General features: G+C 71.8%; 20 protein-coding genes. 10 read left to right on the top strand and 10 right to left on the bottom strand.

Going from position 1 to position 21,969, the window contains the following annotated elements:
• The first annotated feature begins 256 nt into the window (after positions 1–256).
• From ACIP89_RS25880 to ACIP89_RS25870, 3 genes are read left to right on the top strand one after another with little or no spacing between them, the layout of a single operon-like run.
• Positions 257–1,516 carry a lycopene cyclase family protein gene (locus ACIP89_RS25880; protein WP_402116989.1) on the top strand — a complete coding sequence of 420 codons (1,260 nt, stop codon included), beginning with the start codon at positions 257–259 and terminating at the stop codon, positions 1,514–1,516.
• Complete coding sequence (locus ACIP89_RS25875) at positions 1,513–2,241, top strand: class I SAM-dependent methyltransferase (protein ID WP_401928802.1); 729 nt, start codon at positions 1,513–1,515, stop codon at positions 2,239–2,241. Before ACIP89_RS25880 ends, ACIP89_RS25875 begins: the two co-directional genes overlap by 4 nt.
• Positions 2,238–3,797 carry an FAD-dependent oxidoreductase gene (locus tag ACIP89_RS25870; RefSeq protein WP_402116988.1) on the top strand — a complete coding sequence of 520 codons (1,560 nt, stop codon included), beginning with the start codon at positions 2,238–2,240 and terminating at the stop codon, positions 3,795–3,797. Before ACIP89_RS25875 ends, ACIP89_RS25870 begins: the two co-directional genes overlap by 4 nt.
• Positions 3,798–3,873: 76 nt before the next feature.
• Here the strand turns inward: ACIP89_RS25870 and ACIP89_RS25865 are convergent, their stop codons facing one another.
• The 7 genes from ACIP89_RS25865 to ACIP89_RS25835 form a co-directional block, all read right to left on the bottom strand.
• Positions 3,874–4,890, bottom strand: coding sequence for a DUF5914 domain-containing protein (locus ACIP89_RS25865; RefSeq protein ID WP_402116986.1), 1,017 nt, complete (start codon positions 4,888–4,890; stop codon positions 3,874–3,876).
• Positions 4,887–5,909, bottom strand: coding sequence for a phytoene/squalene synthase family protein (locus ACIP89_RS25860; protein ID WP_402116984.1), 1,023 nt, complete (start codon positions 5,907–5,909; stop codon positions 4,887–4,889). The genes ACIP89_RS25865 and ACIP89_RS25860 overlap by 4 nt, the downstream gene beginning before the upstream one ends.
• Positions 5,896–7,431 (bottom strand): phytoene desaturase, encoded by a 1,536-nt coding sequence (locus ACIP89_RS25855; RefSeq protein ID WP_402116982.1) that lies wholly within the window; start codon positions 7,429–7,431, stop codon positions 5,896–5,898. Before ACIP89_RS25855 ends, ACIP89_RS25860 begins: the two co-directional genes overlap by 14 nt.
• Positions 7,428–8,681, bottom strand: coding sequence for a polyprenyl synthetase family protein (locus tag ACIP89_RS25850; RefSeq protein WP_402117074.1), 1,254 nt, complete (start codon positions 8,679–8,681; stop codon positions 7,428–7,430). The genes ACIP89_RS25855 and ACIP89_RS25850 overlap by 4 nt, the downstream gene beginning before the upstream one ends.
• A 357-nt stretch (positions 8,682–9,038) precedes the next feature.
• Positions 9,039–9,281 (bottom strand): hypothetical protein, encoded by a 243-nt coding sequence (locus ACIP89_RS25845; protein WP_402116980.1) that lies wholly within the window; start codon positions 9,279–9,281, stop codon positions 9,039–9,041.
• Positions 9,278–10,780: a cryptochrome/photolyase family protein gene (locus tag ACIP89_RS25840; RefSeq protein WP_402116978.1), complete on the bottom strand. Its 1,503-nt coding sequence runs from the start codon at positions 10,778–10,780 to the stop codon at positions 9,278–9,280. Before ACIP89_RS25840 ends, ACIP89_RS25845 begins: the two co-directional genes overlap by 4 nt.
• Positions 10,781–11,120: 340 nt before the next feature.
• On the bottom strand, positions 11,121–11,543 hold the full coding sequence (locus ACIP89_RS25835) for a secondary thiamine-phosphate synthase enzyme YjbQ (protein WP_401928792.1): 423 nt from the start codon (positions 11,541–11,543) through the stop codon (positions 11,121–11,123).
• A gap of 92 nt (positions 11,544–11,635) precedes the next feature.
• Here ACIP89_RS25835 and ACIP89_RS25830 point away from each other — a divergent pair, with 92 nt between their 5' ends.
• From ACIP89_RS25830 to ACIP89_RS25805, 6 genes are all read left to right on the top strand, one after another.
• The gene (locus tag ACIP89_RS25830) at positions 11,636–11,719 is read left to right on the top strand and encodes a putative leader peptide (RefSeq protein WP_311307964.1); all 84 of its coding nucleotides are present in this window, start codon (positions 11,636–11,638) and stop codon (positions 11,717–11,719) included.
• A 225-nt stretch (positions 11,720–11,944) separates the two neighbouring features.
• Positions 11,945–12,847, top strand: coding sequence for an ABC transporter permease (locus tag ACIP89_RS25825; RefSeq protein ID WP_402116976.1), 903 nt, complete (start codon positions 11,945–11,947; stop codon positions 12,845–12,847).
• The gene (locus ACIP89_RS25820) at positions 12,820–13,596 is read left to right on the top strand and encodes an ABC transporter ATP-binding protein (protein ID WP_402116974.1); all 777 of its coding nucleotides are present in this window, start codon (positions 12,820–12,822) and stop codon (positions 13,594–13,596) included. Before ACIP89_RS25825 ends, ACIP89_RS25820 begins: the two co-directional genes overlap by 28 nt.
• Before the next feature lie 49 nt (positions 13,597–13,645).
• Positions 13,646–14,674: an ABC transporter substrate-binding protein gene (locus tag ACIP89_RS25815; RefSeq protein WP_401928786.1), complete on the top strand. Its 1,029-nt coding sequence runs from the start codon at positions 13,646–13,648 to the stop codon at positions 14,672–14,674.
• Positions 14,671–15,879, top strand: coding sequence for an LLM class flavin-dependent oxidoreductase (locus ACIP89_RS25810; protein WP_401928784.1), 1,209 nt, complete (start codon positions 14,671–14,673; stop codon positions 15,877–15,879). Before ACIP89_RS25815 ends, ACIP89_RS25810 begins: the two co-directional genes overlap by 4 nt.
• 83 nt (positions 15,880–15,962) lie before the next feature.
• Complete coding sequence (locus ACIP89_RS25805) at positions 15,963–17,051, top strand: NAD(P)-binding domain-containing protein (RefSeq protein WP_402117072.1); 1,089 nt, start codon at positions 15,963–15,965, stop codon at positions 17,049–17,051.
• Between the two features lie 167 nt (positions 17,052–17,218).
• Here ACIP89_RS25805 and mltG read toward each other — a convergent pair whose 3' ends face one another.
• The 3 genes from mltG to ACIP89_RS25790 form a co-directional block, all read right to left on the bottom strand.
• Positions 17,219–18,058 (bottom strand): endolytic transglycosylase MltG, encoded by an 840-nt coding sequence (gene mltG / locus ACIP89_RS25800; protein WP_401930630.1) that lies wholly within the window; start codon positions 18,056–18,058, stop codon positions 17,219–17,221.
• 103 nt (positions 18,059–18,161) lie between these two features.
• Complete coding sequence (locus ACIP89_RS25795; RefSeq protein ID WP_402116972.1) at positions 18,162–19,304, bottom strand: FAD-dependent oxidoreductase; 1,143 nt, start codon at positions 19,302–19,304, stop codon at positions 18,162–18,164.
• 155 nt (positions 19,305–19,459) lie between these two features.
• On the bottom strand, positions 19,460–21,265 hold the full coding sequence (locus tag ACIP89_RS25790; protein ID WP_401928779.1) for an ABC transporter ATP-binding protein: 1,806 nt from the start codon (positions 21,263–21,265) through the stop codon (positions 19,460–19,462).
• Between the two features lie 222 nt (positions 21,266–21,487).
• On the opposite strand from ACIP89_RS25790, the gene ACIP89_RS25785 reads away from it, so the two are divergent.
• Positions 21,488–21,931 carry a MarR family winged helix-turn-helix transcriptional regulator gene (locus ACIP89_RS25785; protein ID WP_402116970.1) on the top strand — a complete coding sequence of 148 codons (444 nt, stop codon included), beginning with the start codon at positions 21,488–21,490 and terminating at the stop codon, positions 21,929–21,931.
• The last annotated feature ends 38 nt before the right edge of the window (positions 21,932–21,969 follow it).

Genomic DNA, 21,969 nt, shown 5'->3' with positions numbered 1-21,969 from the left:
GGTAGGGGCTGGTTTCCGCTGGTGCGGTGATGCCTTTTGACACTTCGTCTCCACGGCCGATTCGGATGCGCAGCGATTCGGATGCGGCAACGGGGAGAGGCGGTGCGCGCGATCGGGTGGGCACGATTACACGTCGTGCGCGCGTCGCACGCGTCCGCGGTGCCGTCCCCTGCGGAAGTATCTCTGTCAGGCAGGCGGTTCTCACCCCGGACCGCCGGATTGCCGCACCAGAGACCGTTCGAGAGAGAGGCGCCCCGTGCTTCAGCCGGACGTCGTCATCGTAGGCGCCGGGGCGGCCGGGCTGACGCTGGCCCATCAACTGTGCGCGCCGGCCGATGGTGCCCCCGTGTCGGTCGTCCTCGTCGACGCGCCCGCGGGACCGTTGCGGCCACCTCCTCGCACGTGGTGCTTCTGGGAGGCCGCCGGCGGCGCCTACGACGACGTGCTGTCGGCGTCCTGGGGGCGGTTGCGCGTGACAGGCCCCGACGGGGCGGAAACCGTGACGTGCCCCCATCCGTTCCGTTACAAGATGCTCCGCTCGGACGCCTTCGAGCAACTGGTCCAGCGGCGGCTGTCGCACGCGGCAGGCTTTCGCCGGCTGGAGGCGACGGTGACCGCGGTCGGGGACGCGCCGGGGGGCGGTGGCCGGGTCGTCGCACGCGACGCCCGGGGCGAGCGGATCCTGCTGCACGGGAGGTACGTCTTCGATTCGAGGCCGCCCAGCCGGCTGCCGGCCGCGCGCACCACACTGCTGCAGCACTTCACGGGCTGGTTCGTCGAGACCGGCCGCCCGGTGTTCGATCCGGCCACGGCGGATCTGATGGACTTCCGCACCCCGCAGCCGTCGCGGGGCCTGTCCTTCGGTTACGTGCTCCCGATGGGACCGCGCAGCGCCCTGGTCGAGTACACGCAGTTCTCGCGTGCGGTCCTGGACGCACGGGGATATGAGCGGGCGTTACGTCACTACACCCGCGATGTGCTGGGCATCGGGGCCCACCGGGTCACCGCTGTGGAGCGGGGTGTCATCCCGATGACCGACGGACGTTTCCCGGTCCGGGCCGGCCGGTCGGTCTTCCGCATCGGGACGGCGGGCGGGGCCACCCGACCGTCGACCGGCTATACGTTCGCCGCTGTCCAGCGCCAGAGCCGGAGCATCGCCGCGCAGGTACGCGGCGGAAGCCGGCTGCGGGTGGCATCTCCTTACGGAGCCTGGCCGCGCGCCATGGACGCCGTGATGCTGCGGGCGTTGGACAGCGGCCGGGTGGATGGTGGCGAGTTCTTCTCCGGCCTCTTCCGCACGGTCCCGGGAGAGCGGCTGCTGCGGTTCCTGGACGGCACGTCGCGCGGATACGAGGACGTCCTGGTCGGGCTGCGCACGCCGGTCGCGCCGATGCTCCGCACCGTCGCCGAACTCCCTTTCAGGCCGAAGCGGCGGGCGCCCGTCGGAGCCCCGCCGTGGCCCGTTCCCGGCACTCCTGCCCGTACGCCTCCTGACCAGGAAACGAGCGACCCATGACACTGCTGCGTGACGGCGAACTGTCCGCCGCGTTCGACCACGGCTCCCTCGCCTACGACCGGCTCACCGCGGTCAACCCCGGCTACCGCCGCGACCTGCGGCGGTCGGCGCGCAGACTCGGGCTGACGGGCGGCGGCCGGGGCCTGCGCCTGCTGGATCTCGGCTGCGGAACGGGAGCGTCGACCGCCGCGCTCCTGACGGCGGCGCCGGATGCGGAGATCGTCGCGGTGGACGCGTCGGCGGGCATGCTCAAGCGCGCCTCGGCCAAGCGCTGGCCGTCGAACGTCACCTTCGTGCACGCGCCGGCGGAGGCCATGCGCCCCTCGCGGGTGAGCGGACGCTTCGACGCCGTGTTCGCCGCATACCTCTTCCGCAATGTGAGCGACCCGGACCAGGTGCTCGACGTGGTCCGTGAGCTGCTCGTCCCGGCCGGGCGGCTGGCCGTGCACGAGTACACGCTCGGCTCCGGCCGGATGCACCGGGCGGTGTGGTCGGCGGTCTGCGGCGCGGTGGTGGTCCCGGCCGGGCGGCTCACCGGAGACGCGGCGCTCTACCGTCACCTGCGCCGCAGCGTGCCGGAGTTCGACTCGGCCGCCGATTTCGCCGACCGGGTCCGACGCCGCGGGTTCTGTCAGGTGCGGGTCCTGCCGCTGCCCGGTTGGCAGACGGGCATCACCCACACGATCGTCGCCCAGGCGCCGAGCGCCGGACGGGAGCGGACATGAGGTACGCGAGGTCCGGTACGGACGGCCACCGCCGCGGCCGGGACCGCAGGGCCGTCATGCTCCGCGGACCCGGCGGTAGCGCTCGTCTCACCGGTGACGCGCCCTCGGTGGCCGTGATCGGCGGTGGTATCGCGGGACTCGCCGCGGCGACGGTGCTGGCCGAGCGCGGCGTGCGGGTGACGCTGTACGAGCGTGAGCAGGGTCTCGGCGGGCGGCTCGCGGGCTGGCCCACCGAGATCGCCGACGGGACCACGGTCACCATGAGCCGTGGCTTTCACGCCTTCTTCCGTCAGTACTACAACCTGCGCGGCTTGTTGCGCCGGGTCGACCCGGGGCTGCGCACGCTGACCGGACTGCCCGACTATCCGCTGCGGCACAGCACGGGCCTGTACGACAGCTTCGCGCGGGTGCCGCGCACTCCGCCGTTCAGCGTCCTGGGTTTCGTCGCGCTCAGCCCCACCTTCGGCCGGCGCGACCTGGTCCGGATGAGGCCGCGGGCCGCACTGCCCCTGCTGGACGTGCGCGTGCCCGATGTGTACGCGCGGCTCGACGAGGTGAGCGCGCACGACTTCCTGGCGCGCATCCGGTTCCCGGAGGCCGCCCATCATCTGGCCTTCGAGGTGTTCTCCCGCAGCTTCTTCGCCGATCCGCGGGAACTGTCGGCCGCGGAGCTGGTGTTGATGTTCCACATCTACTTCCTCGGCTCCAGCGAGGGGCTCCTCTTCGACGTGCCGGACGAACCGTTCCCGCAGGCGTTGTGGGAGCCGTTGCGGCGGTATCTGGAGGGGCACGGCGCGCAGGTACGCACGGGATCGGCGGTGGAGAACGTCACCCCCCTGGCGGGCGGCGGGCACGACGTCACCGCCGACGGCCGGACGAGGCGCCACGACGCGCTGGTCCTGGCCCTCGACACCGCAGGACTGCGGAAGGCCGTGGCCGCGTCGCCCGGACTGGGCGACGCGGCCTGGCGTGCGAAGGTGGACGGTCTCCGGACGGCACCACCGTTCCTCGTCTCGCGGCTCTGGCTGGACCGCCCGGTGGCGCCGGACCGCCCCGGCTTCCTCGGTACCAGCGGCTATCCCCCGCTGGACAACGTCAGTGTGCTGGACCGGTGGGAGGGCGAGGCGGCCCGTTGGGCGGGCCGTCACCGGGGCTCGGTGCTCGAACTGCACGCCTACGCGGTCTCCCCGGACGCGGACCGTGCCGGAGTGCAGACGGCGGCGATCGAACAGCTCCACCGGGTCTACCCGGAGACGCTCAGCGCCCGCGTGGTGGACGTACGGCACGAATGGCGCGCGGACTGCCCGCTCTTCCCGGTCGGCGGATACCCGCACCGGCCCGGCGTCCGCACGCCCGACCCCACCGTGACGGTGGCGGGTGACCTGGTCCGCACGGAGCTTCCGGTGGCGCTGATGGAGCGTGCCGCGACGAGCGGATTCCTCGCGGCCAACGCGTTGTTGGAGCGCTGGGGGGTGCGCGGCCAGACGCTGTGGACGGTGCCGCGGGCCGGCCGGTCCGCGGTGCTGCGCGGGCTGGCCGCACTCGGCACCCGGTGAGGCGTACGGCCGGGGCCGGGCCGTCCCGCGTCCGCAGCGCCGTCCCGCAGGCCGAAGGGCCGGGCGCGCGGCGCGGTCAGCCGGGGAACCGGCCGCTGCTGCGCAACTCCCAGCGCCGCTCGGCGTACGCGAGGTCGTCCCGCCACAGCCGTCCGGCGGAGGCCCGCATGAGCGGGCGGAGCAGCGGCGCCGCCGCGCGGGCGACGGCGAAACCGCGACGGTCGGAGGCGGCCAGGAGCGCCTCCGTCACCGCGGTCCGGGGCCTGCCCACGGGGTCGGGCCCCAGCGGGGTGGCATGGGACTCGACCACGGACCCCCGGCCCTCGCCCTCGGTGATGTGCATGACGACGGTGCGTGGTTCCGGCGCGGTGAAGCGCGCCCGCACCGGTACCACGACGCGCCCCACGATCCTGAAGGACACGTCGACGGCGAACCCGTCCTCGTTCCCGTCGCCCTCACCGGAAGGCGTACCCGTCACCGTCAGGTCGACGAAGGAGTACGGGTGGAACCAGGCGCCGTGCCACGGGTCGAGGCGGTTGGCCACCACGTCTTCCGGTTCGCAGACGCCGACGCCCTCGTACACGGAGTCGACGGTGTCTCCCGCCGCCGGGCGGGGCGGGACGACCGGCCGCTCCAGCGGGGTCTCACCGCCGATGTGGTCGAGGCGCACCCAGGCCAGAACCCCGTCATCGAAGGCCGGATAGGGCTCCCAGCCGGCGAACGGCTCACCGCTCAGGGCGAGTCCGTGCCAGTGACAGATCAGGGTGCCGCACCGGACGGGGCTGTCGCGCAACGGTGCCCCGAGGTGCGGGCACGCGCCGGGCCCGGCGCGCAGCCGGCCCGACCCATCGCGCCAGGCCACCACTTCGCTGCCGCCGACGGTCCGTCCGAGCGACCGCTCGGCCGTGACGGCACGGGAGGCCCCCAGGACGTACCAGTTGCCGGAGGGCCGGCCCAGTGCACGCTTCAGCGCGTCCGCGATGAGACCGGGCCTGGCGTCGCGCCAGGCCGGCGGTTGCCGGGCCCACGTGACGGCCGCGCGGCGCAGCCGCAGGGGGATCCGGTCCCGGGCGGTACGGCGGTCCCGGGTCATGCCACCTCCTCGCGGACGGGCCGGGCCGGGGCCTCGGGCACCGGCGCGGCGCTCGTGGCGGTGCGGGGCGGCGAGGTGCGGCCGGCGCCCGTTCCGGCCCTGGTGGCCAGGGACCGTACCAGTCCGTCGAGGGCCACGGCCGCCCGGTTCAGTCGGGGGACCACCGCCCGTCGGTGCAGGACGGCGTAGCCGTCGTCCTCGATCGCTTCGAGGATGCGGCTGTAGAGGATGAACGCGGTCCGGATGCACGGGCGTGAGCGGGGAGCGAGCAGGGCGAGGCCGGGGAGCGCGTCGCGGTAGACACCGCGGTTGTGGGCGGCCGCCGCTTTCATGACCCCGGTGATGCGGGCGTCGGACCGGCCGGTGGCCCTGCTCCATTCGAGGTAGTCCCGGTCCACTCCGTGCGCGGCCAGCAGGTCGGCCGGCAGATAGAGCCTGCCGCGGTCGAGATCCTCCCCCACGTCCCGGAGGAAGTTGGTGAGCTGGAAGGCGACGCCCAGGGCGGCCGCGTAAGGGGCCGCCTCGTCCGGCGGACCGACGGTACCCAGCACCGGCAGCATCTGGAGACCGATCACGGCGGCGGACCCGTACATGTAGCGGCCCAGTTCCCGGTAGGAGGCGTACCCGGTCACCGTCAGGTCGCTGCGCATCGACGTCATGAACGCGGCGAAGTGGCGGTGGTCGATGCCGTGGACGGCGGCCGTGTGGACGAGCGACCGGATGACGGGCTCCGTGGAGGTGCCGCTGCGCAGGCCGTCGTCGAGGAGTTCCCGGAGACGGTGCAGCGCGTGGGCGCGTTCGTCCGCGGTGGCGGCGCTGCCGAGATCGTCCACGATGTCGTCGGCCCACCGGGCGAAGCCGTACAGGGCATGGACCGCCGGGCGCTTCTCGACCGGGAGCAGCCGGGTCGCGAGGAAGTACGTCTTGCCGTGCCGCGCGTTGAGCCGGCGGCACGCCGTGTACGCGGCGCGCAGGGCGGGCTCGTGGATGCCTGCCGCGTCGAGTTCACGAGGCGTCATGCGGGCCTGCCCTTCGGGAGGGGGGACGTGGACCAGGTCGGCCGGAGCGAGGACCGGTGATCCTCTCCGCGGCCAGCTTTCCCGAGATGAGCACGGTGGGCACGCCGACGCCCGGCGTGGTGCCGCAGCCGGCGAGCACGGCGTTCTCGGTGCCCCGTACGAGGTTGCGCGGGCGGAAGGGGCCCGTCTGGGGAAAGGTGTGGGCGGCGGAGAAGGGTGTGCCGGCCGGGTGCCCCCGGGCGGCCCAGTCGATGGGGGTGACCAGGCCTTCCTCCTCGATCGCGGAGCCCAGCCCGGCCATTCCGCGCTGTTCGAGCGTGGTGAGCAAGGTGTCGCGGTAGCGGGGTGCCAGTTGGCGCCACTCGCGGGTGCCCGGTCCGACGTCCGTGTTCGGGCACGGCGCCAGGATGTAGTGGAGGTGTTTGCCGGGCGGAGCCAGATCCGGGTCCGTCGCGGTGGGACGGGTGATGAGCAGGGAGGGGTCCGACATCAGGGATCCGTGGGTGAGCTCACGGAAGGTCTCTTTCCAGGCCGCGCCGAACGAGATGGTGTGGTGGGCGAGGCCGGGCCAGGTGCGGTCGGTTCCGGCGTGCAGGATCACCGCGGACGGGGAGTGGCGCAGAGCCAGGGGGCGGCGGGGGCTGCGGCCGAGCAACCGGTAGCTGACGGGCAGATCCGGCGTCAGGACGACAGCGTCGCAGGCGATGCGCTGCCGGTCGGTGACCACGGCGGTGATCCGTTCCCCGGAACGCTCCAGACGGGTGACGGTGTGCCCGTAGTGGACCGTGGCACCCGCCTCGGTCGCCGAGCGGGCCATCGCCTCCGGCAGTGCGTGCATGCCGCCGCGCGGGAAATAGACCCCTGCGACGGTGTCCATGTAGGCGATGACGGCGTAGGCGGCCAGCGCGCGGGCCGGGGGCACACCCGCGTACAGGGCCTGGAAGGTGAAGACCCGGCGCAGCCGCTCGTCCTTGATGAAGTGTCCGACGCGTGCGTCGAGCCGTCCGAAGCCTCCGAGGGCGGCGAGCCGGGCCAGGTCGGGGTGGAGGAGCTGGAGCGGGGAGTCGAAGTTCGTGTCGATGAACCGGCGCATCTGTACGGCGTAGAGGCGCGTCAGCCAGTTCCGCAGTCCGCGGTAGCCGACGGCTTCCCTGGCGCCCGCGAACCGCTCGACCGCGGCTTCCATCGCCGCCGGTTCCGTGTGCACGTCCAGTTGCGTCCCGTCGGCGAAGCGTGCCCGGTAGGCGGGGTGCAGAGGGAGCAGCTCCAGTCGGCCGGTCAGCGTGTGGCCGACGGCCGCGAAGGCCTCCTCGACCAGATCCGGCATGGTCAGCACGGTCGGTCCGGTGTCCATGCGGTAGCCGCCGCGCTCCAGCAGCCCGGCCCTTCCGCCGGGCGAGGAGTCCCGCTCCACCACGGTGACCCGTCGTCCGGCGCCGAGCAGGTGGAGAGCGGCGGACAGGCCCGCCAGCCCGGCACCGACCACCACCACGTGGTTGGTGGGGCCCTTCACGGTCATCACCGGGCTGTGCCCTCCTCTGCCGGGCCGGTTGCGCCGGACGGCGAGGAGGAGTCCGTCCGCGGGGCCCGGCCGGGCCGGGTCCTCGCTCCTGCCGAGGGCGCCGCACCGGCTCCGGTGACGCTTTCGAACAGGCCGAGCAGGCGGTTTCCGGCGTACGGCTCCAAGGAGGCCTCGGCGAGATGGCGTGCCGCGTGCTTCATGAGCCGTTCGGCCCTGTCCTCCATCTCGGCGCGGGCCCCGGTGGTCACGAGTACGTCGCGCACGTCGGTCAGGGTCTCGTCCGAGAGGTCGGCCCGGCCCAGGGCGTCGTCGAGAACGGCGCGCGCCCTGCTGGTTCCGGCTCGCGACCGGGCCACGGCCATCAGGCAGGTCGGCTTGCCCTCGCGGATGTCGCCGCCCGAGGGCTTACCGGTCTTGCCGGGGTCGCCGAAGACACCCAGCAGATCGTCGCGGATCTGAAAGGCGAGGCCGGCGCAGCGGCCGGCCGCCGACAAGGCACGAGTGGCGTCCTCCGCGGCACCGGCCAGGGCGGCTCCCAACGCCAGTGGACGGGCGACCGAATACAGCGCGCTCTTCAGGTACGCCGTTCGCAGGGCGCGGGCCTCGGACCGGGTGCCGGTGACCTGCCCGTGCAGGTCGAGGTACTGGCCGGCCACCATCTCGGTTCTCATCGCCCGCCAGACCGCTGACACGCGCTGCCTGGTGGCCGGGCGCATCGTCGTCTCGGCGACGGTGTCGTCCGCCCAGGCGAGAGCCAAGTCGCCGAGGAGCACGGCGGCGGATCTACCGAACGCGTCCCGCAGCCCCGGGCCGCATGAGAGGCCCGGGGTCTTCGCGAAGTCGACGTGCACGGCGGGGCGGCCCCGGCGCAGCGAGGAACCGTCCATCACGTCGTCCTGGACCAGCGCGCACGTCTGGACGAGCTCGACCGCCGCTCCCAGGCGCAGCGCGGACTCGACGTCCACGGCCTGTGAGCCCGCGGTGGTCGCGCGCATGCCCCACCAGATGAACTGGGAGCGCATGCGACTCCCCCCTCCGAGGGTGAATCCGGCGAGGCGTTCGGCGACGTCACGGGAGAAGACGGCGTCGATCGCGGAGGCCTGATCGAGCTTCTCGTCCAGGACAGCCCGTGCGGTGCGCAGGACGGCTCCGGCTACGTCCTGGTCCACCGATCCGATGGAGTCGTGCCGTGGCGCGGCACCGTCGTGCACCGGGTAGCGGCCCCGGCCGGCGTGAGCGGCACCGTCCATCGCCTCTGTCTCCGAACGCGGGTGGTCGTGGGAAGAGGACTGCCCCTTGGCCCGGCTTCGCAGCATCACCATGTCCTCCGGTCGGCGGGTTCGGCGCACTCCCACTCCTCATTCCGTGCCGAGGGACGTTCGGATGCACTGAAAAAGAATTTCCGGCTACGGGTAGGGCCGACCGGTCATAAGAGACCGGCCGGTCATAAGAGAGGACCACAATTTCAGGCAGTGGCGCGCGTTCCCGTGACCCGGACACGCAACTCCGTCCGCCCACTGGCCCGCTCGGGTGATTCGCGTCCGGGGCACGTCCATATACGACAGGGCGACTTTCCCGAGCCGTTCATGCGCACGCACCTTCGCCCATCACCGCGGAAACCGAATCTTCCGGTCAGGAAGCCCGGTCTCGCTGTTCATGCTCCGCACATAGTCGAATACCGCTGCGTCCATGGTGATGCCGAAGCCGGTATTGATCGTGGGAGTGGCATGGCGGTTTCCAGGAATCCACGCCATACCGGTCCCGGCCTGGGCACCGAGGAGAGTTGCTTCGAGAATTGGCCCGTCTGCGAGCGGGGAGGGGAAACGCCAGTGACTCGCGACCTCGGTCACGGGCGCTGCTGGTCCAGCAAGGCGTCGAGATCACGGAGCCTGTCCAGCCCTCGCACCGCCTGGGCCATCCGCGCGTTGTGTTCGAACCGGTCACGGTGGCGGTGCAGGAAATTCCAGTACCCGGCGGTGAAGGGGCAGGCGTCCTCGCCGACCCTTACCGAGGGTTTGTACCGGCAGGGTCCGCAGAGGTCACTCATCCGGTTGATGTAGGCGCCCCCGGACGTATAGGGCTTGGTGGTCATGCGGCCCCCATCGGCGTACTGGGACATGCCCACCACGTTCGGGACCATGACCCAGTCGTAGCCGTCGACGAAGCTGCGGTGGAACCAGTCGGTGACGGCCCGGGGGTCCCAGCCCCGCTGGAGGGCGAAACTGCCCAGGATCATCAGGCGGGGAATGTGATGCGTCCAGCCTGTCGTCCTGACTTGCTCCAGGACGTGGGAGAGGCAGTTCGCCCCCGTACCGGCCGGGGACAGTTCCGTGAACCAGCCGGGCAGTGGCTCGTGGTGACGCAGGACGTTGCTCGACCGGTACTTCTCGTCGAAGTACCAATAGACGTGCCAGACGAATTCACGCCACCCGGCGATCTGCCGCACGAACCCTTCTGCGCTGTTGAGCGGCACGCCGCCCGACCGCCATCCGGCCTCCGCCCGCTCGACGCATTCGGCGGGGTCCAACAGTCCGAGGTTGAGCGACGTGGACAGCAGGCTGTGGCTCATCGTCGGGTCCCCGGACAGCACCGCGTCCTCGTGTGCCCCGAACGTGGCGAGCCGGTGCTCCACGAAACGGCGGAGGCCGGCGAGTGCCTCCCGGCGCGTGGCCGGGAACCGGCGTGGTGCGTCATCGCCGACGAACTCCACGTCCCCGTCGCGCGCCCAGCGGTCGAGGTCGGACCGCACCTCGTCGTCGATCTCGCTCTCAAGAGGCCGGTAGGGCGCCGGTACGCCCAGTTCGGCGACGCCGCGAGGCGGGGGCTGCCGGTTGTCGTGGTCCAGGTTCCACCGGCCGCCGGCGGGCCGGTCGCCCTCCATCAGCAGATCGTGCGTCCGGCGGACCCACCGGTAGAAGTCCTCCTGACGGAGGTGTCCCGTGCCGCGGCCGTCCGCCCAGGCCCTGAACTCGTCATGGCTCACGAGGAAGCCGCGCGCCGGCAGAACCCGTACGGAGGGCAACGCGCGCACGAAGTCGTAAGCACGACGGGACGTGGGGTGGTGGACGGTCACCCGGACGTCCCCCACCGCCTCGCGGAGTCCCTGCCGATAGGTGTCCGCCTTGACGTACCGCACCCGGTCCCCCAGCTCGGCGGCCCGATGACGCATCGCCGAAAGGACCAGATGTGCCTTGGCGCGATGGAAGGTCCTCCGGCGGAAGACGCTCCGGGACTCGATCATCAGCAGCGGCGCGTCCCGGTGGGGGCCGCCCGGCGCCGATTCGATGAACCGCGGACCGAGCTGATCACCGAACAGCCAGTGCGGGGTGCCGGATTCTTTTTTGCCCATGCCGAGCGCTCCCTTGACGGACCGATGCGCGGCCGGATCGTTCGGCACCGCGTGCTCCACCCCCAGATCAAAGCGCACGACAGCCCGGGGCGCGGGCGGCACACGCCGCGGGAACACCAGCCGGAGCCGACCGCAGCACAGCGGGCCGGCCGACCGCCGCGACGGAGCGCGGGGCGAGGCACGGGGCAGTGCCCGGCCGCCGGTGCCACCGGCGGCCGGAGTAAGAGCGGCTGTAGCGGCGCGTGGCTTCGTCTCGGCATCGGGATGTGGCCCGTAACGCCCACAGCGCGTTCGGCCGGCGCGACCGGACTCGCCCTTCACAGCCCACCGGAGCGACCCACTAGCCGAGGAAGCTCAGCCGCACCTGACGCTCCGGGTTGTCCCTGTTCGTGTCGACCAGGCACACCGACTGCCAGGTCCCCAGCTCCAGCCGCCCCGCGATCACCGGCAGGGTGGCGTGCGGTGGTACGAGGGCGGGGAGTACGTGGTCGCGGCCGTGGCCGGGGCTGCCGTGGCGGTGCTGCCAGCGGTCATCGGCGGGGAGCAGGGTGCGCAGGGCGGAGAGGAGGTCGTCGTCGCTGCCCGCGCCGGTTTCGAGGACCGCGATCCCCGCCGTCGCGTGCGGTACGAAGATGTTGAGCAGTCCGTCCCGGCCGGCGGCGGCCCGGGTGAGGAACTGTTCGCAGTCGGACGTCAGGTCGGTGACGGTCTCCGTGGATCCCGTGGCGATGTGCAGGACGCTGGTGGTGAAGGCGGTCGACATGGGCCCATTCTCCCGCCCGTGCCGCACGATCGCGCGTCCACGTGCCGAGACACCATTGACCGTTTCATTGAGGCATCGCTACGTTCAGCGCCATGTTCCGATCAGCTCTGCTCACTTCGCGCGGTCACATCGACCTGCTGCGGGTGGCTTCCGCCGCGTGTTGTCGCGGCTGCTGACGTTCTCTCAGCACTTTCCCGTCAGTGACCGGGCGCGAGGCGCTCGACCGCTCCTGACGTAGTACGCGCCCCGCCCTCACCCCTCCTGTGCCGCTCGGTCCCGCCGGATGCTCGCGGTGGCTCCTCCGTGCCCCCGCCCGTACGGCACGGCCGTCGTGTGTCCGGGTGCCCGAGTGTCCGCGTGCCCGGGGCACCCCATTCCCATGAACCGTTCGTGGAGCCCACATGACTCTCGATCACGCTCTCGCCCCACCCGATATATCAGCTGAAATGGCAGAATCCGGGCCGCCGGAAGATGCGGTACGGCGTCGCCCGCTCGACCTGGAGCCCGTGACGCCGGCCGCCGCCCGCGGGGTACGGCTGCGGAACGTACCGCGGTGGCTCCGGCGGACCGCCGGGCCGCTGCTGCTGCTGGCCCTGTGGCAGGTGCTCAGCGCCACCAGTGTGCTGCACCCGGACGTGCTGGCCTCGCCCGGCACCATCGCCCGCGCGGGGTGGGAGCTGATCGCGGACGGGACCCTCACCTCCGCGATGGCCGTCTCCCTCCAGCGGGTGGCCGTGGGGCTCGTGCTCGGGGGCGCTGTCGGGACGGCGCTCGCGCTGGTCTCGGGACTCTCCCGGCTGGGCGAGGATCTGATCGACGCGAGCGTCCAGATGCTGCGCACCGTTCCATGGGTCGGGCTGATCCCGCTGTTCATCATCTGGCTGGGCATCGGCGAGGCCCCCAAGGTGGCGCTGATCGCGCTCGGGGTGGCGTTCCACCTCTATCTCAACGTCTACGCGGGCATTCGCGGCGTGGATCCCCAACTCATCGAGGCAGGTGAGTCGTTGGGGCTCAGCCGTTGGGGGCTGGTGCGGCACGTGGTGCTGCCGGGGGCGTTGCCCGGGGCCATGACGGGGCTGCGTTACTCGCTGGCTACCGCCTGGCTGGCCCTGGTGTTCGGCGAGTCGGTCAACGCCGATGCCGGGATCGGCTTCCTGATGAACCAGGCCAGGGAGTTCTTCCGTACCGACGTCATCGTCGTCTGCCTGGTGGTCTACGCCTTCCTCGGCCTCGCCGCCGATGTCATCGTCCGCATTCTCGAAAGGCTGCTGCTGCAATGGCGACCGACCTTCAAGGGCCAGTGACCACCCGCTCCCCCGCCCCGGCGGGCACGCTGCCGGAAGCCGCCGTACGGGTCGAGGGGCTGTCCCGCTCCTTCGACGGCCGGGACGTCATCGACGGGCTCGATCTGACCCTGCGCGCAGGGGAGTTCACCGTACTGCTCGGGCGCAGCGGCTGCGGGAAGTCGACCCTGCTGCGGGTGCTCGCCGGCCTCGACCGGGAGATCCGGGGGACGGTGCTGGTGCCCCGGCGCCGGGCCGTCGCGTTCCAGGCGCCGCGGCTGATGCCCTGGAAGCGGGTCTGGCGCAACGTGCTGCTCGGGCTGCCGGGGAAGCCCGAACGCGCGGTGGCCGAGCAGGCGTTGGCGGAGGTCGGGCTCAGCGAGCGGTCCGGTGCCTGGCCCAGGACCCTCTCGGGCGGTGAGGCACAGCGCGCCTCGCTCGCGCGGGCGCTGGTCCGCGAGCCCGATCTGCTGCTGCTCGACGAGCCGTTCGGCGCACTCGACGCGCTGACCAGGATCAAGGCCCAGCAGTTGGTGGCCGAGCTCTGGCAGCGCCGGGGCTGCGCCGTACTGCTCGTCACGCACGACGTGGACGAGGCGCTGCTCCTCGCCGACCGCGCACTCGTCATGCGGGACGGCGCCATCGCGTACGAGACACCGGTGGGCCTGGACCGGCCGCGCAACCCCGGCACCCCGGAGTTCGCCGCGCTGCGCACCCGGCTGCTCACGGAACTGGGCGTGGAGACAGCCCCCGTGCCCACCGCCCCCTGACTCACCGATCCCCTCAGCCCGCCGAACCCCCTGTCCGGAGAGAGACGATATGAACCGCCGTACCCTGCCCGCGCTCCTGCTCCCCCTTGCCCTGCTGCTCACCGCCTGCGGTGGCGCGAGCTCCGCCTCCACGGCGGGCAGCACCGACGGCGAGGGCAGCGTCACGCTCAACATCGGTGACCAGAAGGGTGGTTACGAAGCCATTCTGCGCGCCTCCGGAGAGCTGGACGATCTCGGCTACCGCATCAAATGGTCCACCTTCACCTCCGGACCGCCACTACTCGAAGCGGTCAACGCAGGGGCCGTCGATATCGGCGGGGTCGGCAACACCCCGCCGGTGTTCGCCGCCGGCGCAGGTTCCAAGATCGTGGTGGTGGGCGCCACGCACGGCTCGTCGGCCGGTGAGGCGATCGTGGTCCCCAAGGACTCGCCGCTGCGGAGCCCGGCCCGGCTGAAGGGCAAGTCGATCGCTGTGGCCCAGGGCAGCTCCGCCCACTTCCAGCTGATCAGCTCGCTGAAGAAGGCGGGGCTCAGCCTCTCGGACGTGAAGCTGAAGTACCTTCAGCCGGCTGACGCGCTGGCCGCGTTCACCCGGGGCAAGGTCGACGCCTGGGCGATCTGGGACCCGTACACCTCGCAGGTGCTGCGCGGCGGGAAGGCGCGGGTCCTGACGACGGGCGAAGGGGTCGTCAACGGTCTCGGGTTCCAGGTCGCCTCGCCCGCGGCGCTCAAGGAACCCGGGAAGTCCAAGGCCATCGGTGATCTGCTCGTCCGGCTGAACCGGGCGCAGAGCTGGGTGTTCAAGCACCCCGACGCCTGGGCGAAGGTCTGGGCGAAGGAGACCGGGCTGCCGTACGAGGTGGCGCTGGACGCGGTGAAGCTGACGGCCGGTACCAGGGTCCCCGTCGCCATCGATCCGGCCGCGATCGCCTCGGAGCAGGAGATCGCGGACACCTTCGCGGAACTGAAGCTCATCCCGCACCGCTTCGTCTTCAAGGACTACGTCGACACCCGCTTCAACCGCGACCTCCCCGCGTCCTCCGCAACCCCGCGCTCGTACGGAAAGGCCACCTCATGAACGTCCACCTGCACTGGTTCCTGCCCACGGGCGGCGACGGGCGCACGCTCGTCGACCGGCACGCGTACACCGACGGCGGGATCAAGCGGGACCGGATCACTCCGGTCAGCGGGGTGCGCGCGCCCGACATCGAGTACCTGGCGCAGATCGCCAAGGCCGCCGAGCAGTTGGGGTTCGAGGCCGTGCTGACGCCGACCGGGACCTGGTGCGAGGACGCCTGGCTCACGACGGTGGCGCTGGCCCAGCACACCGAGCGGCTGAAGTTCCTGGTGGCGTTCCGGCCGGGGGTGATCTCGCCGGTCCTCGCCGCACAGATGGCCGCGACGTATCAGCGGATCACCCGGGGGCGGCTGCTGCTCAACGTCGTGACGGGCGGCGACTCCACGGAGCAGCGGAGGTTCGGTGACCATCTGGACCACGACCGGCGCTACGCGAGGACCGCGGAGTTCCTGTCGGTGGTGCGGGGTGCGTGGAGCGGCCGGCCGTTCGACTTCGACGGTGAGCACTACCAGGTGGAGGGCGGGCTGACGGCCCTGCCGCCGGACCCGCTGCCGGAGATCTTCTTCGGTGGGTCCTCGGCGGCGGCCGGACCGGTCGCGGCCGCGCACGCCGATGTCTATCTGACCTGGGGCGAGCCGCCGGCGGACGTGAAGAAGAAGATCGACTGGATCAAGGGGCTCGCCGAGGAGCAGGGCCGCACCGTGCGGTTCGGGATCCGGCTGCACACCATCTCGCGCGACTCGTCGCGCGAGGCGTGGGCGACCGCCGACCGGCTGCTGGGCGATCTCGACGCCGACACGGTCGCCGCGGCGCAGCAGGCGCTGGGGCGGAGCGAGTCCGTGGGGCAGCAGCGGATGCTGGCCTTGCACGGGGGCTCGCGCGACAAGCTGGAGATCGCGCCCAATCTGTGGGCCGGTGTCGGTCTGGTGCGGGGCGGTGCGGGCACCGCGCTGGTCGGCAGCCACGCCGAGGTCGCGGACCGGATCGAGGAATACCACGCCCTGGGGGTGGAGCACTTCGTGCTCTCCGGATACCCGCATCTGGAGGAGGCGTACTGGTTCGGAGAGGGCGTCACTCCGGAGCTGGCGGCCCGGGGACTGCTGTCGACGGTCCCGGCGTCCCCGCTCTCCGCGGTCCCGGCGGCCAACGGCCGTCCGGCCTCCGCTCCGGGTGGCGCACCGCTGCTGATCGCCGGGGGGCGCTGAACCCCTCGACGGGCCCGGGAATCGACGGGCCCGGGAAGATCCACGCGCCCCGCGTAGTTGGTAGAAGCGTGAACAACATCGGGGTGCACTCAGTGGACGTCGTGGTGGTGGGCGCCGGGCAGGCGGGTCTGTCCGCCGCCTACCACCTGCGCCGTACGGGCCTGGAGCCGGACCGCGATTTCGTGGTGCTCGACCACGCCCCGCGCCCGGGTGGCGCCTGGCAGTTCCGCTGGCCGTCGCTGACGTACGGCAAGGTGCACGGCATGCACGCGCTGCCCGGCATGGAGCTGACCGGCGCCGATGACAGCAGGCCCTCCTCCGAGGTCATCGGTGAGTACTTCGACTCGTACGAGCGCGCCTTCGGCCTCCGGGTGCACCGGCCGGTGGAGGTGAGCGCGGTGCGCGAGGGTGACGGCGGGCGGCTGCTCGTCGAGACGTCCGAAGGTGTATACGCGACTCGCGCGCTGATCAACGCCACGGGGACCTGGGACCGTCCGTTCTGGCCGCGCTACCCCGGCCAGGACACCTTCCGGGGCCGCCAGCTGCACACGGCGAACTATCCGGGGCCCGCCGGGTTCGCCGGACTGCGGGTCGTCGTGGTGGGCGGCGGGGCCTCCGGTACCCAGCATCTGATGGAGATCGCCGAGGTGGCCGCGGACACGCACTGGGTGACGCGCAGACCACCGGTCTTCCGCGAGGGCCCGTTCGACGCGGAGCTGGGGCGGGCGGCCGTCGCTATGGTGGCGGACCGGGTGCGGCGCGGGCTGCCTCCGCAGAGCGTGGTGAGCGTGACCGGGCTGCCGGTCACCGACGCGGTCCGGCGCGCCCGCGAGTCGGGGGTGCTCGACCGCCTGCCGATGTTCGACCGGATCACACCGGACGGTGTCGTCTGGGAGGACGGCCGCACCGTCGAGGCGGATGTGATCCTCTGGGCGACCGGATTCCGGCCCGCCGTCGACCACCTCGCTCCGTTGAGACTGCGCGAGCCGGGTGGCGGTATCCGGGTCGAGGGGACTCAGGCGGTACGCGACGAACGCGTCCAGCTCGTCGGCTACGGCCCGTCCGCCAGCACGATCGGCGCCAACCGCGCGGGGCGGACCGCCGCACGGGCGGTCGGACAGCTGCTGGAGCACACCGGTCCGGCCGCCGAACGAGCGGAGTCCGCGGCCTGAGCGTGCCCGCCGCACCGAGGTGGCGGGCCTGAGCGGGCCGACCGCGCCACGGCTGGGAGCCTCAACAAGCCCACCGCAACACGACGGAGAGCCTGAACACGCCAAGCACAACACGACGGAGACCCTGAGCCCGCCCGCCGCACCGGGACCGGGGCCCCAATTGCTGCTCAGCCGCCGCGGCGGTTGCGGTTGAACTCCGCGACGTTGCGCTGCTGCTCCGCGTAGTCGGCGGTGAATCGGGTGTCGCCCGGCGCGACGGTGACGAAGTAGAGCCAGGGGCCCGGGGTGGGGCTGATCGCGGCGGCCATCGCCTGCTCCCCCGGATTGCCGATGGGGGTGGGCGGCAGCCCCTTGCGCTCGTAGCTGTTGTACGGGCTGTCGATCTTCGTGTCGCCCGTGGTGGTGTCCAGAGTGCTGCGGTCCAGCGCGTAGTTGAGCGTGGAGTCCATCTGGAGCGGCATGTCGCGCGCCAGCCGGTTGTGCACGACCCGGGCCACCTTGCCCATGTCCGGCTCGGTGTCCGCCTCCGCCTGCACGATGCTGGCGATCGCCACCGTCTGGTAGACCGTGACGCCGTTGCGCTGCGCCCCGGCCGTGATGTGGTCCGCGCCGAACCGCTTGACCGCCGTGTCCACCATGTAGCGCAGCAGGCTCTCCGGGGTGGTGCCGGAGGTGACGGGGTACGTCGCCGGGAAGAGGTAGCCCTCTGGGTTGCCCTTCGCCGCCGCCGGGAGGGGCAGGTCGGCCGTCGCGACAGCCTTCTCCGTGGTGCCGGACGGCTTGTCGAGCACCTTGTCGACGGCCGTGTACACCTGGGAGGCCCGCCACCCCTCGGGGACCAGGAGCGAACGGGTCCGCCCGCTCCCCTGCTCCCGCGTCAGCAGCGGTACGAGTACGGCGGCCGCCACCACGAGGACGAGCACGGCGCCGATGAGCAGCGCCAGCCGGCCGCGCCGGGTCGGGCGGAGCTTGCGAGGGGGCGGGGTGTCCGGGGACTCGTTCACCATGCGGGCACGCTATCCCGCGCCCGTCCACTCCCTGGGCACCCCGCGCCGCCGCTTCCGGTCGCACGGGAGCGGCGGCGCCGTCGTGGGGCCCGCGGGCCGGGGTTCACTCCGCGGTGTACGAGGTGAACATGTCGACGAGCGGCTGCGGCGCCCGGTCATTGAAGATCATTTCCAGGCCCTCGGCGGATTCCTGGGCGCTCTTCGCGCTGCGCACGAAGAGGGGTTCCTCGTAGGCGGTCAGGGCCGCCTCGATGTCTCCCGGGTGAGCGGCGAGCGCCAGGCCCAGATCGGCGCCGTCGATCATGGCGAGGTTGGCGCCTTCGCCCGCGAAGGGCGACATCAGGTGTGCGGCGTCACCGAGCAGGGTGACGCCCGGAGTGCGCTTCCAGTGGTGCCCTGCGGGAAGTGCGTGGATGAGGCGCGGCACCAGCAGGCCGTCGGCGTCGGTGATCAGCCGCCGGAGGCCGGGCGCCCAGTCCGCGAAGCGCTGGACGATGGCGGCCTTGGAGGCTTCGGCGTCGGTGAAGTCGATCGCCGACAGCCCGTCCTCGGCGGCGCGCAGCCCGGCGTAGACGTGAAGGCTGCCGTCGGATTCGCGGTGCGCGAGGAATCCCTTGTTGTCACCGAGCGCGAAGAACATCCCGCCGCCGATGAGCTCGGCACACTCGGGATGGCAGGCATCGGCTTCGAAGAGGTCCATTTCCACGAAGGAGACGCCGGTGTAGGCGGGGAGGGCATCGGAGAGCAGCGGACGGATACGGGACCATGCGCCGTCCGCCCCGACGAGCAGTCCGGCCGTGAAGGAGGTGCCGTCCGCGAGCGTCACCTCGTGCTCTCCGTCGGCGGTGGGCGCGGCGCCGGTGATCCTGCTGCCCCAGCGCACGGTGTCCTCGGGCAGCGAGTCGAGCAGCAGATCGCGGAGGTCACCCCGGTCGATCTCGGGACGGTCGCCGGAACCGTCGTCCGCTTCCTCAAGCAGCACCCGGGCGTGCTTGTCCAGGACCCGCATGGCTTCGCCGCCCGGGTGGACCTTCTCCCGGAACAGCTCGTGCAGGCCGGCGGCGCGCAGGGCCATCTGGCCCGAATCCTGGTGGATGTCGAGCATGCCGCCCTGGGTACGGGCGCTCCGGTCGGCCTCCAGGTCGAAGACCGCCGCCTCGATCCCGTTCACGTGCAGTACGCGGGCGAGCGTGAGGCCGCCGAGACCGGCGCCGATGATCGCGATGGGGTGGTGCGCGGTGCTCATGGTGATACCTCCGGCTCGTCGGGAATGCCGGCCGCAGGGTTTCCGGGCGCCGGCTCCCCCGGCGGCGACAGAACGGCGAGGGGCACACAGCCACCATAACGAACGCGTTCGTAACGAACAAGTTCGTTCACGCGCTCGGCGTGTCCGCCGGCCCGTCAGCCCGCCGCCGGGGCGAGCTGGGTGTCCCTGCGGACCAGAGCCGCATAGCGGCCGTCCTGGTCGAGCAGTTCCTCGTGACTGCCGCGCTCGGCGGTCCGCCCTCCGTCCAGAACGACGATCTGGTCCGCGTCGCGCACGGTGGACAGCCGGTGCGCGATGGTGAGCGTGGTGCGTCCGGCGGAGAGCGCGTCGATCGCCTCCTGCACGGCGAATTCGGTACGGGTGTCGAGGGCGCTCGTCGCCTCGTCGAGGATCAGCACCGGCGGGTCGCGCAGGATCGTCCGGGCGATGGCCAGGCGCTGTTTCTCGCCACCGGAGAACCGGTAGCCACGTTCACCGACCAGGGTGTCGTAGCCGTCGGGCAGCGACGCGATGTGGTCGTGGATCTGAGCCGCGCGGGCGGCCGCCTCGATCTCGTCATCGGTGGCATCCGGCTTGGCGAAGCGCAGGTTCTCCGCGACCGAGGCGTGGAAGAGGTACGTCTCCTGGGAGACCACCCCGATGGCCCTGGCGAGGGTGTCGAAGTCCAGATCCCGTACATCGACGCCGTCGAGCGTGACCCGTCCGCCGGACACGTCGTACAGCCGGGGCACCAGGTAGCTGAGAGTGGATTTGCCGGAGCCGGTGGGGCCCACGACGGCCAGGCTGGCGCCGGCGGGTACCGTCACGTCGACACCGCTGAGCGTGGGCGCGCCCTTCTCGTCATAGCTGAAGTCGACGTTCTCGAAGCGGATCTCACCGCGGATCTTCTCCAGCCGGACCGGGTTCTCCGGCTCGGTGATGTCCACCGTGAGGTCGAGGTATTCGAAGATCCGCTGGAAGAGCGCGAGGGACGTCTGCATCTGCACGCCGGTGGAGAGCAGGCTCACGGCGGGCCGGAACAGGCCCTGCTGGAGCGAGACGAAGGCGACGAGCGTTCCGATGGAGACGGCCGGTCCGCCGGACTGGAGGGTGATGCCAGCGGCCCAGTAGATGACGGCCGGCATGGCGGCCATGACGATGCCGATCGTCGACATCCGCCAGCGCCCGGCCATGCTGGAGCGCACTTCGAGGTCGACCAGCCGCTCGGACTCCTCGGTGAAGCCCTTGGTGAGCGAGTCGGAACGGCCCATCGTGCGGCCGAGCAGGATGCCGCTGACGGAGAGCGATTCGGTGACGGTGGCCGCCATGGCGGCCATCTGCTTCTGCCGCTGGGTGGTGATCTTCTTGCGCTCCCGGCCGACCCGGCGGCTGATCCAGACGAAGACCGGCAGCAGGAGCAGCGAGACGATGGTCAGCCGCCAGTCGAGCGCGACCATGGCGACGACGGTGGCGATGACCGCGGTGAGGTTGGAGACCAGCGAGGTCGCCGTCGAGGTGACGGTGGCCTGCATGCCTCCGATGTCATTGGCGATCCGGGACTGGACCTCGCCGGTGCGGGTCCTGGTGAAGAAGGCGAGCGGCATCCGCTGGAGCTGGGTGTAGACCGCGGTGCGCAGATCATGCATCACGCGCTGGCCGACCGTGGTGGAGATGAGGGTCTGCAGCACGCCGAAGACGCTGTTCATCACGGCCGTGAGGATCATGCCGAGCGCGAGCAGCGACAGGAGGCCGGTCCGCCCCTGCGGGATCGCGGTGTCGAGGATCTCGCGCAGCAGGAACGGCGAGGCGACCGACACCAGCGACGAGGCGCCGACGAGCAGTCCGACCACCGCGAGGCGGCCGCGGTACGGATGGAAGAGGCGGAGGATGCGGCGCAGCTCGGCGGGCGGCTGTTCGGCATCCGGGGGCGGGGGTGTCCACGTGGGTTCGTCGGGTTTCATGGGCTCCTTCGTCAGGCGTGCGACAACAGGGAGAGGAGGGCTGCGACCGCCCGCGACGCCGTGCGCGCCGACGGTCCGGGGCGGGCCGGGACGGCGGCCCCGTACGGATCCACGGCCTGCCGCGATTTACGGGATGTACGGCTCCGAGCGGTCCAGCAGATAGGAGCATAGCTCATTGTTACCTCCACTCACAATGAACCAGGTCCTGATATTGTTCCTGCTATGGATTCCCCCGACCCCGACGGTCTGCTCGCCGAACAGCTGCTGCGGCTGACCCGCAGGCTCCAGCGCATCCAGAGCCGTCAGCTGGAGCCGGCCGGCATCACTCCCGCGCAGTTCCGGCTGCTGCGCACCGTCGCCCAGTACGACCACGCGCCACGGATGGCGGATCTCGCGCAGCGCCTCGATGTGGTCCCGCGCGCCGTCACCACCCTGGTCGACGGCCTGGAGGCCAGCGGCCGGGTGCGCCGGATCCCCGATCCGGACAGCCGCAGAGTCGTCCGGATCGAGATCACCGACGAGGGCACCGCCACCCTCCGCTCGCTGCGCAACGGGCGCCGGGCGGCCGCGGAGGAGATCCTGGCTCCATTGACCGCCGATCAGCGTGACGTGCTCGGCGGACTGCTGACCGCTCTGGTCGACGGAATGCCGGAGCGCCACTGCTGACCAGGGGCGAAGCACCCCACCGAACCGCCGAGGGGACC

It is taken from the genome of Streptomyces sp. NPDC088730 (assembly GCF_044751215.1).
In the GTDB taxonomy this organism is placed as follows: Bacteria; Actinomycetota; Actinomycetes; order Streptomycetales; family Streptomycetaceae; genus Streptomyces.
This window is presented reverse-complemented; position numbering and strand designations above follow the sequence as displayed.

Bases quoted from the DNA above. Each gene is read 5' to 3' on its own strand.
- ACIP89_RS25875 (WP_401928802.1), top strand. From the start codon at position 1,513: ATGACACTGCTGCGTGACGGCGAACTGTCCGCCGCGTTCGACCACGGC.
- ACIP89_RS25870 (WP_402116988.1), top strand. From the start codon at position 2,238: ATGAGGTACGCGAGGTCCGGTACGGACGGCCACCGCCGCGGCCGGGAC.
- ACIP89_RS25865 (WP_402116986.1), bottom strand. From the start codon at position 4,890: ATGACCCGGGACCGCCGTACCGCCCGGGACCGGATCCCCCTGCGGCTG.
- ACIP89_RS25860 (WP_402116984.1), bottom strand. From the start codon at position 5,909: ATGACGCCTCGTGAACTCGACGCGGCAGGCATCCACGAGCCCGCCCTG.
- ACIP89_RS25850 (WP_402117074.1), bottom strand. From the start codon at position 8,681: ATGGACGGTGCCGCTCACGCCGGCCGGGGCCGCTACCCGGTGCACGAC.
- ACIP89_RS25840 (WP_402116978.1), bottom strand. From the start codon at position 10,780: ATGGGCAAAAAAGAATCCGGCACCCCGCACTGGCTGTTCGGTGATCAG.
- ACIP89_RS25835 (WP_401928792.1), bottom strand. From the start codon at position 11,543: ATGTCGACCGCCTTCACCACCAGCGTCCTGCACATCGCCACGGGATCC.
- ACIP89_RS25830 (WP_311307964.1), top strand. From the start codon at position 11,636: ATGTTCCGATCAGCTCTGCTCACTTCGCGCGGTCACATCGACCTGCTG.
- ACIP89_RS25825 (WP_402116976.1), top strand. From the start codon at position 11,945: ATGACTCTCGATCACGCTCTCGCCCCACCCGATATATCAGCTGAAATG.
- ACIP89_RS25820 (WP_402116974.1), top strand. From the start codon at position 12,820: ATGGCGACCGACCTTCAAGGGCCAGTGACCACCCGCTCCCCCGCCCCG.
- ACIP89_RS25815 (WP_401928786.1), top strand. From the start codon at position 13,646: ATGAACCGCCGTACCCTGCCCGCGCTCCTGCTCCCCCTTGCCCTGCTG.
- ACIP89_RS25810 (WP_401928784.1), top strand. From the start codon at position 14,671: ATGAACGTCCACCTGCACTGGTTCCTGCCCACGGGCGGCGACGGGCGC.
- mltG (WP_401930630.1), bottom strand. From the start codon at position 18,058: ATGGTGAACGAGTCCCCGGACACCCCGCCCCCTCGCAAGCTCCGCCCG.
- ACIP89_RS25795 (WP_402116972.1), bottom strand. From the start codon at position 19,304: ATGAGCACCGCGCACCACCCCATCGCGATCATCGGCGCCGGTCTCGGC.
- ACIP89_RS25790 (WP_401928779.1), bottom strand. From the start codon at position 21,265: ATGAAACCCGACGAACCCACGTGGACACCCCCGCCCCCGGATGCCGAA.
- ACIP89_RS25785 (WP_402116970.1), top strand. From the start codon at position 21,488: ATGGATTCCCCCGACCCCGACGGTCTGCTCGCCGAACAGCTGCTGCGG.